This window comes from Rickettsia endosymbiont of Polydrusus tereticollis (genome assembly GCF_964026385.1).
Lineage (GTDB): Bacteria > Pseudomonadota > Alphaproteobacteria > Rickettsiales > Rickettsiaceae > Rickettsia.
The window spans coordinates 1,029,304-1,041,894 of the sequence record NZ_OZ032142.1 but is presented as its reverse complement, the minus strand read 5'-3'; the positions used below and the strand labels follow the sequence as shown (position 1 = coordinate 1,041,894).

Here is a 12,591-nt window from a genome sequence, read left to right as displayed (position 1 = left end):
GGTCAAATCCTGAGTGTTTAGTAGAGTTGAGTGCACTGCTTGGACATGAATCACTTGATACTACTTCTATTTATACAGTAGCTTCAAAAGAAAGATTAGCTAATATGGTAGAAAATGCAGGACAATATATCAATGAATGATGAAAGATTATTGCTAGAATGGCTTTTATCTGGAGAAGATATAGAATTTGTTTTTGAAAAATCAAGAGGTACCACGAATAGGCTTAAATATGCAGTACAAATTTGTCATTTAAGGCATAAGGGACGTTTCGTTGAAGATTGGTCGGAAATATCAATCATTGTTTTAAACCACCTGTCCAAACAGCTTGAATTGGAACTAGTGCATAATCAACTAGCATTCAATCATAAAAGTATTGAGGTTAGAATAAGAGGCGAAGTAAAACAGTATTTGGGTTTTAAAGATTTTGCTTTTAAAAATGATAGCTTGGTATCCAATTTTTTAGAACAGAACCCTTTACTGATTAGCAACAAGAATGAAATAGCTAAAGAAGTTGAGAAGTTTCTTATCAAAGGAAAAATACATTTACCAGGTAAAAATCAGTTAATGAGGCATGTGTATAGTAAATACGGTAAGACACAGGTAGATATTTTAGAAACATTTGCAATAAGCATTAATGAGGTGCAGCATCAATCTCTGAAAAGAATATATGAAGAAAATATTCTTTTGCCAGAGATAAAGAAGCCTATTGGTGAAGTAAATATTAAAAACATTACCCTGAAAATTGAGGTAATAGAAGAATTGCTAAAATTGAATCTGGAATCGTTGCCATGGAAATTAATCCACCCAAGCTATTCTGAGAAACTGACGCAAATAATTCATAAATATGATATTACAGCTATAAGAAGGATTAAGCCAAGTACAAAGCGAGATGTCATGATGATTTGCTATTTACATGAAAGTACCAAATCCATTATGGATACTATGGTTGGTAGCTATGACAAACTAATAGGAGAAATAGAAAGAAGAGTTAACAGGGATTACGAAATTGAGCTCAAACAACTTAGAAATAGAGCCAGGGATAGCAGCCAGAAGGCAATATCAACCTTAAAACTGTTAAGAGATCACAAGAATCGCTCGACTGTAACCTTAGAACAATTTTGTAAGGAACTCAAAGATACAAATAATAACCTGGATGATATTATCAGTAATTGTGAAAAGGTAGAGGATTTTGAGGTTTATGGAAAATCAGAATTAGCTCAAAGGAGATATGGGTATTTGACAAAGTTTTTACAAAGATTTTTGGATTTAAAATTTAAATCAGCTAGAGGAAGTGAAGATTTGATGGCAGGCTTAAAAGCCTATAGCTAGAAGCTAATAAAACGGCTATAAAAAAAGACTTATGACATATAGTATAGATTTTCGTAGAAAGGTATTTAAGATAAAGAACAAAGAAGGTTTAAGTTATGTACAAACAGCCAAGCGTTTTGATGTAGGGAAGACAACATTAGTGCGTTGGGCAAAACGTTTGGAGCCTTCACGTACTCGTAATAAACCTGCAACAAAAATCAACATGGAAGCATTAAAACAAGATGTCAAGGACTATCCTGATGCTTATAATTATGAGAGAGCTGAACGTTTAGTTGTAAGTACACATGGCATTTGGAGAGCTCTTAAACGCTTAAATATTACATATAAAAAAAACACTGAATCACCCAAAAGCCAAAGCAAAAGAGAGGTTATGCTTTCAAAATAAAATTACTCAATATACACATGATGGAAAACCTATAGTATACTTGGATGAAAGTGGTTTTATGCATGACATGCCTCGTACTCATGGATATTCTATGAAGGGAGAAAGATGTTTTGGTACACATGATTGGGGAGCTAAAGGACGTACTAATGCTATAGGAGCCTTGCTAGACAAAGCACTTTTGACAGTTAGTCTTTTCGAACATAATATTGATACACAAACTTTTACTCATTGGGTAAAAGAGGATTTAATGCCTAAATTACCAGATGGTTGTGTAATTGTTTTAGATAATGCTGCTTTTCATAAGAATAAAGATATGCAATATTATATCAAAAATGCTGGGCATATCCTTGAATATTTACCGGCATATAGCCCAGATTTAAATCCAATTGAACATAAATGGGCTCAAGCTAAATCTATTAGGAGAAAATATCAATGTGATATTGATCAACTCTTTAGAGATTATTGTCCATAGCCGTTTTATTAGCTTCTAGCTATATGGAAATTATCATAAGGAACAAAAATTTAAGAAAGACATTCCTACAGGTTTTATAGAAAATCCATGGAAGAAGGGTCTATACAAAAAATCAGGTCAGCTGAACAGAAAGGCATGGGAGATAGGGTTATGTTTTGCAGTAAGAAAAGGATTAAGAACAGGCAACTTATACTTACCACAAAGCAGATATTACAGGGATTTCTGGGATCCTCTTTATAATACCCAGCAATGGAAACAGGAAAAAGCGATACATTATAAGGAACTGAACGTACCCGATCAGGGAAGCGATATCATAGCAAGACTAAAACAAGAGTTTGCAGAACAACTTTACATGGCTACAAAATCATTTGGCCATGGTAATTTTGCTGAAATAAAAAACAATAGATTGGTTATACATAGAGATGATCCATTGCCAGAATCTAGTAAAGTTAAAGAGCTCAAAGGCATATTAGATTCTTATATTGAACCAATCAGAATAGAAGATTTACTATACCACGTTCAAAAACAAACAAGCTACGGCAGAGCTTTCAAGCCAATAGAGGGGAACAAAACAAGAGACGTGATATTACCGGGCATTTTAAATGCAGCAATAACCGGTCATGCAACAAATTTGGGGTTATATGGAATTAGTAGAAACTGTAGGAGCATTAGTGGTGATAAGCTGAGTTACATCTCAAACTACTACATTAATGCGGCCAATCTTAAAAATGCCAGTGATATTCTGATTGCAGCACAACAAAATTACTGGTTAACTAAAATAATTGGGCTGGGAGAGCGTAGCTCATCGGATGGGATGAGATTCCGTACAAGTCATAAAGGTTTATATTCATCCATGCATCCAAGATACTTTGGTGCTCTTGATAGGGGAATAACAGTATATACCCACATGTCTGATCAATGCAGTGTTTTTAATACAGAAATCTTATCATGTGCAGTTAGGGAAGCAGTTTATGTATTAGATGGATTACTGGATAACCAGAATATATCTCGGCCATTTGAACATTCTACAGATACGGCTGGGTTTACAGAGGTATTATTTGCATTATGTTATTTATTGGGTATATCTTTCCAACCACATTTTAAAGATCTGAAAGATCAGCAATTATATTGTTTTAATAGAAAGGCTACAAGCTATCCTGAACTATTTAGTAAAGAAAAAACAGATGAGATTTTGCTATGTGAACAATGGGATGACATAATCAGATTGGTATGTTCGCTAAAAAAGGAGTTAATTAAGCCCCATATAATTATAAAGAAACTACACGCACAAGAAACCTTTACAAAATTAGCAAAAGCATTGGTACATCTCGGCAGAATAGTTAAAAGTACATATATACTTAGATACTTGCACGATGAAAAGCTACGATATGCCGTAAGACAACAATTAAACCGTGGCGAATCCAGACATACACTTGCAAGATATGTGTTTTTTGCAGATCAGGGATCATTTAAAACAAGTGATTATGAAGAAATGATGAATAAAGCAAGTTGCCTTAGCTTTGTATCAAATGCAATGGTACTATGGAATACGGAACAAATGCAAAAAGTATATGAAACATTAAATCAAAAGGGTTTTAAAGTAGATGAAGAAGATATGACAAGGGTTTTATCTCTCTCAACAAAAAACATATTAGTGCATGGACAATATTCTTTCTAAATGAAGGGCTTCTATAAGCTTCCACAGGTAACATGCAAAGCATGTTACCTCAGAAAAAGGTAAATGTCAAGATAATATTAATGAGGTTATTGTTCGTATAATACGCTATAGGTCTTTTTCGCAGCTATGTTGCTGATAGGCCTGTAATACATTATAAAACCGGTAATGTACAAACAGAGATATTTGGTTTAGGGACTTATAGTGAAATTTTACAAGAAATATCTAAAAATGAAAAATATAAAGAAGCTATAATAAAACGTATTTTTGAAATTGTAAAAAATAAAGAAAGTAATAGTGAAATAGAAATAAACCAAGGCTTAAATAATTTTGCCGAACAATTAGCTCATTTATTATTTATTGTAGAGATGCAAAGAAATAATGCTACGTTATTTACTGCACCGATATTTCTTGAACTTATTGCAAAAGACGCAAAATATTTAGAATATGAGAAATTTTTTCCTATGTCGGCAAAAACTGCCGTTTCCCAAGCACGAGGAGTAATCAAAGACTATAGCAAGGAATTACCTAACACTCATATATGGATTACGATACAACTAATGTAAAAAATGGTTATATACTACTTAAAAGAGAAGGAGGTATTTTTGTTGAATGGCTTAATATAGTGATGGGTAATAGTGTATTAAATTATATAACTCAAATATTTGATGCAGTAACTTTAGTAGAAATTATTAGTAACAAAAAAATAAATCGTATAAGTATTCAAGAATTACAAAATTTTTTAGACGATATAAAAAAAATAGATAATTGTCCTCATAATTTATTAACTGCATTGGCAGAAAGCTTAAATAATTTAATACCTAATTTTGGAAAAAGATCAGAGCAATATTTAAATCTTGCTAAAGAAAATCTTCTCAAAAAAAATATATTTACAGAAGATATTAAAGACTTAATAGAAGTAACCTATTATATATTTCAAGAAACGTTAACTAAGCTTGAGAGCTTTTTACTACAAGCACAAATAAAATTAGCTGCCGATATTGAGAAAATTTTACCGGAAATTCTTACTGTGTTATGTGAGAAAATAAAAGAATGGTATAATATTAAAGTGCCGGAATATATTACCGCCAACCTGCCTCCTAAAGATATAACAGATAGTAAAGTTCTCAGAGATATTACAGTTAATGTTAATATTGACTCTAGCTCTAATTCTATAAAAATTTTATTATCTAATCCTTGTAAAAGAAAAGAAGTAGATGGAAATATAAAAAATGATAATAATAAAGTTCTAAAACTATTAGCTGAAAAAGAAATAGATAATTTTCTTAATATAATATATGAGGAATTGCCGGTAATAGGTGAAGATTCATCTTATAGTCTTTAATTTTTTACTTCAATTTTTCTAAAATCAGTGTGGATAGAATTTTTGCAAAGCATTCAGGTGTCATGCCGGCGTTGTTACGTGGCTCATAATTTACCGTATTATGGTTATTACAAGTATGGTGTCATACCGAGGCTTGAGCCTGTGTTGTAGAACGTTAAAGAAAAGGCTGTGTCATTCTAGCCCGGATATTGCATGAGATATAGGAGACAAAATCCTCGTAAAGCTGTATAATACTGGTATTTCATTAGAATAATACAAAGGATTTTGTCATGACAAATTGTATAGCATATAGTTACCAGTTTTCCAAAGTAAAAAATCGGACAATAGAGATAAATTTCACTGGAGGTGATATTAGTAGCGATGGAGGTGTGTTGTTATTAAGAGAAGCAGATAACCCGGATATTGCATGAAGTGAGATTTAAAGTAAGAAATTGAGTAATTTATAATATTAGCAATGATACTTTTGTAAAAATTTTGCCAAAAAGTGCTTTGAAGCCGTTATTTTCAAATTTTAGATGTAATGCCCCTTACCCCATTTTTTCTAAGCACCGGGAACAGTGCTAATCTAGGTTATTCTAATGCTAATTTCTTCATCACATGATTCCATACCTGTCGGTAAGGATATGATGAAGATAACAAAAACTTAATACGCCTAGTATTACGGATAATTACTACCCCAATTTTTAATAATTTTAAACGTATTGTACCTATTTGTGCTTTTGCTAATGCACTACCTTGTAATAAATTACCTCTGATATATTCTACTAAAGTGTATGCAAGACCCGATAAAATCATTCTGAGCTGATTAGCCCACCATCTATGACAAGAAGTACGATCTGCAAATAATTCTAGTTGTTGCTCTTTTATACGGTTTTCCATATCACCACGACCACAGTAAACTTTGTCGTATAAATCTTCAGGTTTATCTGATAAATTAGTTACTATATACCTTGGATTTTCTCCAAGCATTGTCATTTCTGCCTTACCAATTATTCTACGTTCATGACTCCAACTACCAGCCTTATATGGAAACTCACTAAAAAGACGTTGCTTTTCTTGGGTTATAATAAATGCTGCTTTTGACTTCTCCATTGTAGGTTTCAGTAACTCATTTAGTCTGTTATTTTGGGGCATTCCTACAATATATTTTATATTATGAATATCACACCAATCAAACATCTGATGACGACAAAATCCACTATCACCACGAAAAATAATCTTTACCTCTGGCCAAGCTTGGCGAAAACGTTTTACTAACAATGATAATATTGCCCAAGAATGTTTTGCTTGATCCTGCTTTGACGTCCTAAGATAACTAACTAACAGATGCTTTCCACAAAAAACATACAAAGGTAAAAAGCAATTATGACCGTAATAACCATGATAAAACTTACCTTCCTGTTGCCCATGAATTTCATCATCCGTAGCATCAAAATCAAGTATTAGCTGCTTTGGTACTATTTTATGAGACTTAATAAATTTATCAAGCATTAGTTCATGCACTTTAATTGCAAAGTGTCTATCAGCATTGTTTTCTATACGACATAAGGTAGAACTACTTGCCATATCATCAATTGTTTCCATAGCTGTTTGCATAGCAGGACATTTTCGTAGATAATTGTGGTCATTTAAATCTTCATAACCTAATGCAATACCATAAATTCGTTGCCTCAGCATTGTTGCCATATTATGGGTAATTTTACTACCATCTCGTCTATCAGGAAATATTTTAGCAAGCTCCTCTGTTATACCAAGCCTTTTATCTGCTTCTCTTAATAACAACACACCTCCATCGCTACTAATATCACCTCCAGTGAAATTTATCTCTATTGTCCGATTTTTTACTTTGGAAAACTGGTAACTATATGCTATACAATTTGTCATGACAAAATCCTTTGTATTATTCTAATGAAATACCAGTATTATACAGCTTTACGAGGATTTTGTCTCCTATATCTCATGCAATATCCGGGATAAAAGGCTTGGTATAACAGAGGAGCTTGCTAAAATATTTCCTGATAGACGAGATGGTAGTAAAATTACCCATAATATGGCAACAATGCTGAGGCAACGAATTTATGGTATTGCATTAGGTTATGAAGATTTAAATGACCACAATTATCTACGAAAATGTCCTGCTATGCAAACAGCTATGGAAACAATTGATGATATGGCAAGTAGTTCTACCTTATGTCGTATAGAAAACAATGCTGATAGACACTTTGCAATTAAAGTGCATGAACTAATGCTTGATAAATTTATTAAGTCTCATAAAATAGTACCAAAGCAGCTAATACTTGATTTTGATGCTACGGATGATGAAATTCATGGGCAACAGGAAGGTAAGTTTTATCATGGTTATTACGGTCATAATTGCTTTTTACCTTTGTATGTTTTTTGTGGAAAGCATCTGTTAGTTAGTTATCTTAGGACGTCAAAGCAGGATCAAGCAAAACATTCTTGGGCAATATTATCATTGTTAGTAAAACGTTTTCGCCAAGCTTGGCCAGAGGTAAAGATTATTTTTCGTGGTGATAGTGGATTTTGTCGTCATCAGATGTTTGATTGGTGTGATATTCATAATATAAAATATATTGTAGGAATGCCCCAAAATAACAGACTAAATGAGTTACTGAAACCTACAATGGAGAAGTCAAAAGCAGCATTTATTATAACCCAAGAAAAGCAACGTCTTTTTAGTGAGTTTCCATATAAGGCTGGTAGTTGGAGTCATGAACGTAGAATAATTGGTAAGGCAGAAATGACAATGCTTGGAGAAAATCCAAGGTATATAGTAACTAATTTATCAGATAAACCTGAAGATTTATACGACAAAGTTTACTGTGGTCGTGGTGATATGGAAAACCGTATAAAAGAGCAACAACTAGAATTATTTGCAGATCGTACTTCTTGTCATAGATGGTGGGCTAATCAGCTCAGAATGATTTTATCGGGTCTTGCATACACTTTAGTAGAATATATCAGAGGTAATTTATTACAAGGTAGTGCATTAGCAAAAGCACAAATAGGTACAATACGTTTAAAATTATTAAAAATTGGGGTAGTAATTATCCGTAATACTAGGCGTATTAAGTTTTTGTTATCTTCATCATATCCTTACCGACAGGTATGGAATCATGTGATGAAGAAATTAGCATTAGAATAACCTAGATTAGCACTGTTCCCGGTGCTTAGAAAAAATGGGGTAAGGGGCATTACATCTAAAATTTGAAAATAACGGCTTCAAAGCACTTTTTGGCAAAATTTTTACAAAAGTATCATTGCTAATATTATAAATTACTCAATTTCTTACTTTAAATCTCACTTCATGCAATATCCGGGCTAGTTCTCACGGCATCCAGAAAAATAAAGCCATATTAGACTTATTTTAGAGCCTTTTTATGACGTTATAAAACTGGATGCCGTGGTCAAGCCACGGCATGACACCGCCGTACGCTTTGCAAAAATTCTATCCACGCAACAATGCTTCCTCGCAATAACGATTCTTCCTTTTCACCCCTCTTCCTCAAGCTGTTCTACCGGCTCTAAGCCGTATAGTGATACCATACGCTCAAATACACGTCCGGCAGTAGGGGCAGCTGTCCAGCTTGCCGTTGCAAAGCCAAAGCTTTCTTTTGTCCCTTTCGGTTCATCAAACCTGATAAAAATAACATATTGCGGGTTAGATACGGGCAGCATACCTAAAAATGAGGAAGCTCTGCTATTTTTTAGATATTTCTTTTTGCCGCCGCTGCCTTGTGAAAGCTTTTCTGCCGTACCGGTCTTACCGCCGACAAGATAGCCTTTTACTTCTGCTCTTTTGCCGTTGCCGTCTTTTACTACCGATCTAAATAATTTCCTCATTTGGTTAGAAGTGTTTTCACTAAAAACTCTAGTTCCTACCGGATTATTTTCTTTTCTCTTTAACAATGTAAGATCATGTAACATACCGCCATTTACCACCGGTAACATTGCTTTGACAAAATGCAAAGGGCTAATTGAAATACTATAGCCGTAAGACATAGTAACGCTTGTTAGCTCATTCCATCTTTTTTCAGACGGAAAGAGAGGAGTGCCTCGCTCCGGCAACTCTATCTGCAACTGATCTAACAAGCCTAATTTCTTTAAATATTCTTTAAAATCTTTTTTACCGATTTCCAGCATAATTTGACTTGTGCCGATATTTGAGGAATGCAGAAAAATTTCAGGCACGCTATGCCACCCTTGTCTTGGCGTATAATCCTTAAGTTGGAATCCTCCGACCTTCATATAGCTAATATCATAAGCATCATTCATAGTTATCGAATTAGTATCAAAACCAACCGCCATCGTTAATGATTTAAAGACCGAACCCATTTCATAAATGCCAAGGCTTGCTATGTTAAACAACTCTTCCGGCTTGGCTAAATTAGGGTAATGAGGGTCAAAATCAGGTTTATTTACTAACGCTAAAATCTCTCCGTTATTCGGATTAGCAATAATCCCTACCGCTCCCACGGCATTAAACTGTTTGAAGGTTTTATCGATTTCTTCGCTTAAGATATTTTGCAGTCTTATATCGATAGATAATTTAAGAGGTTCTTTTTGATTTCCTGCCTCGCTTAAATTCGGGTCGGAATTGGTAAGAAATTTATCGTAAGCAAGCTCTAAGCCGCTAAGACCGGTAAGGTCTCGACCTACATACCCGACAATATGAGATAATAAATTAGAAAAAGTATAAATTCGCTTTTGCTCTTCCTCAAATTCAAAACCCGGTAATCCTAAATTAGCAATTTTTTCTTGTTCTTTCGGTAATAAATCTCTTTTTATCCAGACAAAACTTTTATTTGATTTAAGCTCGGCAAGTAATTTTGCTTTATTAATTTCCGGTAATATTTCTGCCAATCTGTCTATTGAAGTTTTAGGATCGATAATTATTTGAGGATTAGCAAATAATGAAGATAAAGGTACATTAACCGCTAATAAATTACCGTTACGATCAACTATTTCTTTTCTAAATTGATTATGTTTTTTTGAGTACCCGGCGTTTTTATCATAGCCGTTTGTGGCAACTATTATTAAACGATAGGATAAACCACAAAAGAGAAAAGCAAAACTGCACATAACTACTATTAATCTTGCCTTGATGTTTTTGTTACAAACATTCCAATCGGTAAGATTTTTGATAGCAGGTTTTAGCTTTTCTAAAGTTTGTTTCATATTGCAGCGATGTCATTCCCGCGAAGGCGGGAATCCAGAAATTTTTTAAATAAATAGTATTTATGATATAATCCTACTCGTTTTAAGCTTTTTCTGGATTCCCGCCTTCGCGGGAATGACATCGAAAATTTGTTCCAAACCATATTCCACGAAAATACCCCAAAAGACCTAAACTTCACGGTTTCACCCTACTTGAAATAGTTTGGACATATTTATTATTAACGCTTCTTTTATAACGCCATTTATTACCGCTTGTAGAAATATTTTGATTAAATTTTACATATTGCACATCATTTGGAACTAAAGGATCTTTTATCATCTGAGAAGATTTAATAGTGTCTAATTGTAAATAAGCACTAGCCAATTTTTTAAGCCTTGACGGTGAAATAAGATAAGCTTTTTCTGCTTTCAAAAGGTGGATATTATTGGTTTCGTCGTTAATCTGTTTTACTACGCTACTCAATTGATAATCAAGTGTTGAAACCTTATCCTTAATACTGAATAGACTACAAACAGCAATAATTATTATCAATAACGCTAAATAATGAAATTTTTTAATACTCATAAATTTTGTATTTTTTCAGCAGCTCTTAGCTTTGCCGACCTAGAACGTGGGTTTATAGAAATTTCCTTATCCGAAGGATGCAACGCTTTATTAGTAATAATTTTAAGCCATTTACTCGAATCAATAATTTCGTTCGATTTTTTTGCATATTTAGATTTAGCTACTATTTTTTCGGAATTTTCTCGAAAAAAACTTTTAACAATTCTGTCTTCCAACGAATGAAAAGATACGATTATTAACCGCCCGTTTTTCTCTAATATATTACGCACATTTGCTAAAAACTCTTCAAGCTCTCCAAGTTCATTATTTACATAAATACGAATAGCTTGAAAAGTTTTAGTCGCCGAGTCAATTTTACCCTTTCTAAACCCGATACTATTACGAACTATTGCAGCTAGCTTTGCAGTGCTATTAATTCTTTCGGTTTTTCTATGTTCAACAATTCTTTTTGCAATCCTTCGTGAAAAAGTCTCATCACCGTATTTATAAATTATATCGGCTATTTCTTTCTCTTCAGCACTATTAATAAAATCCCCGGCACTAAACCCTTCGTTGCTCATTCTCATATCTAAAGGTCCATCATGTGAAAATGAAAATCCCCTAGCTGCTATATCTAATTGCATAGAAGAAACACCTAAATCTAATATCACGCCGTTAAACTTTTTTTCCCCTAATTTAGCAAAACTGTTCGAAAAATTTGTTTCAATAAAATCAAACCTACCCGGATAATTTTTGGTAATTTCCGCAGCTCGCAATTTAACGCTCGGATCACGATCTAAAGCCGTAACATAGCAATTGCAGGAGTTTAAAATTGCTTCACTATACCCCCCTGCTCCAAAAGTACAGTCTAAATAAGACTCGCCGGCTTTTGGCTTCAGGTTGTTCAGCATCTCCTGTAACATTACCGGCTTATGAGTATACTGCTCGTCTTTCAAAAATTGGTTTGTCATTCATTAACCTAAAGGGTGTCATGCCGTGGCTTGACCACGGCATCCAGTCTTTTTATCAGTAATTTTCTGGATTCTCGTTTTCACGGGAATGACAGACGTTTTTTAAGTTCCAATATTCTTCAAAGTCAATCGACTATTTTGGGCAATTTCTCTAGCATGTGCTAAATACTCTGCAAAATTTTGCGGTTGCCAAATTTCAAAAATTACTCCTTTACCGACAAAACAAGCTTGATCCTCAATGCCCGCATGCTCTATTAACGATTTTGATAAAATTACTCTTCCTTCGCCGTCAAACGGTAATTGCACTGCCTCACCGAGTATTATAGTCTCAAATGCATCTCTTTCCTCGGAATAAGGGTCTAATGTCCCTATTATCTGACTTAGCTGATTGATACGGGAAATACCGCACACTTCAATACATTTATTTCTAAATGACGGATAAGCAATAACTCCATTAAACGATTCATTATTTAATGTCGCACGATAATGTGCCGGCACCGATACCCTACCCTTTTTATCAATATTGTTGATATATTTCGATAAAAATATATTCATATTAGTTAACTTGGTAATGTTTGGGTTATTTTGGGATTTAATGGAAAATTATAGGATATTCTACTAATATTTCATAGTCAAGAGGTTTTAATGGTATAAGATTTAAAATATTGACA

The 12,591-nt window shown here is 33.7% G+C and carries 13 protein-coding genes; 8 read left to right on the top strand and 5 right to left on the bottom strand.

The genetic code is table 11. The features are described 5' to 3' along the window. Positions 1–132 precede the first annotated feature (132 nt). From AAGD48_RS05015 to AAGD48_RS04985, 7 genes are all read left to right on the top strand, one after another. Positions 133–1,329, top strand: coding sequence for a DUF4158 domain-containing protein (locus AAGD48_RS05015; protein ID WP_341790665.1), 1,197 nt, complete (start codon positions 133–135; stop codon positions 1,327–1,329). A gap of 31 nt (positions 1,330–1,360) precedes the next feature. Next, positions 1,361–1,714, top strand: coding sequence for an IS630 transposase-related protein (locus AAGD48_RS05010; protein WP_341789396.1), 354 nt, complete (start codon positions 1,361–1,363; stop codon positions 1,712–1,714). Next, positions 1,644–2,186 (top strand): IS630 family transposase, encoded by a 543-nt coding sequence (locus tag AAGD48_RS05005; protein WP_341790702.1) that lies wholly within the window; start codon positions 1,644–1,646, stop codon positions 2,184–2,186. The genes AAGD48_RS05010 and AAGD48_RS05005 overlap by 71 nt, the downstream gene beginning before the upstream one ends. A 352-nt stretch (positions 2,187–2,538) precedes the next feature. Beyond that, a complete protein-coding gene (locus tag AAGD48_RS05000; protein ID WP_341790664.1) occupies positions 2,539–3,864 on the top strand; it encodes a Tn3 family transposase in 1,326 nt (441 codons plus the stop codon). 365 nt (positions 3,865–4,229) lie between these two features. Further along, a complete protein-coding gene (locus tag AAGD48_RS04995) occupies positions 4,230–4,427 on the top strand; it encodes a hypothetical protein (protein ID WP_341790663.1) in 198 nt (65 codons plus the stop codon). Next, positions 4,403–5,206, top strand: coding sequence for a hypothetical protein (locus AAGD48_RS04990; protein ID WP_341790662.1), 804 nt, complete (start codon positions 4,403–4,405; stop codon positions 5,204–5,206). The genes AAGD48_RS04995 and AAGD48_RS04990 overlap by 25 nt, the downstream gene beginning before the upstream one ends. A gap of 269 nt (positions 5,207–5,475) precedes the next feature. After that, positions 5,476–5,616, top strand: coding sequence for a hypothetical protein (locus AAGD48_RS04985; protein WP_341790661.1), 141 nt, complete (start codon positions 5,476–5,478; stop codon positions 5,614–5,616). Positions 5,617–5,776: 160 nt separating this feature from the next. On the opposite strand, the gene AAGD48_RS04980 is transcribed toward AAGD48_RS04985, so the two are convergent. After that, the gene (locus AAGD48_RS04980) at positions 5,777–7,090 is read right to left on the bottom strand and encodes an IS1380 family transposase (protein WP_341789277.1); all 1,314 of its coding nucleotides are present in this window, start codon (positions 7,088–7,090) and stop codon (positions 5,777–5,779) included. Positions 7,091–7,127: 37 nt separating this feature from the next. Here AAGD48_RS04980 and AAGD48_RS04975 point away from each other — a divergent pair, with 37 nt between their 5' ends. Beyond that, complete coding sequence (locus tag AAGD48_RS04975) at positions 7,128–8,372, top strand: IS1380 family transposase (protein WP_341790741.1); 1,245 nt, start codon at positions 7,128–7,130, stop codon at positions 8,370–8,372. 347 nt (positions 8,373–8,719) lie between these two features. Here the strand turns inward: AAGD48_RS04975 and AAGD48_RS04970 are convergent, their stop codons facing one another. The 4 genes from AAGD48_RS04970 to mraZ form a co-directional block, all read right to left on the bottom strand. Further along, positions 8,720–10,405 carry a penicillin-binding protein 2 gene (locus AAGD48_RS04970; protein WP_341790660.1) on the bottom strand — a complete coding sequence of 562 codons (1,686 nt, stop codon included), beginning with the start codon at positions 10,403–10,405 and terminating at the stop codon, positions 8,720–8,722. Between the two features lie 175 nt (positions 10,406–10,580). After that, the gene (locus AAGD48_RS04965; RefSeq protein WP_341790659.1) at positions 10,581–10,970 is read right to left on the bottom strand and encodes a hypothetical protein; all 390 of its coding nucleotides are present in this window, start codon (positions 10,968–10,970) and stop codon (positions 10,581–10,583) included. Continuing rightward, entirely contained in the window at positions 10,967–11,920 is a 954-nt protein-coding gene (gene rsmH, locus AAGD48_RS04960; RefSeq protein ID WP_341790658.1) for a 16S rRNA (cytosine(1402)-N(4))-methyltransferase RsmH, read from the bottom strand. The genes AAGD48_RS04965 and rsmH overlap by 4 nt, the downstream gene beginning before the upstream one ends. A gap of 102 nt (positions 11,921–12,022) precedes the next feature. Continuing rightward, positions 12,023–12,475 carry a division/cell wall cluster transcriptional repressor MraZ gene (mraZ, locus tag AAGD48_RS04955; RefSeq protein WP_341790657.1) on the bottom strand — a complete coding sequence of 151 codons (453 nt, stop codon included), beginning with the start codon at positions 12,473–12,475 and terminating at the stop codon, positions 12,023–12,025. Positions 12,476–12,591: the final 116 nt, after the last annotated feature.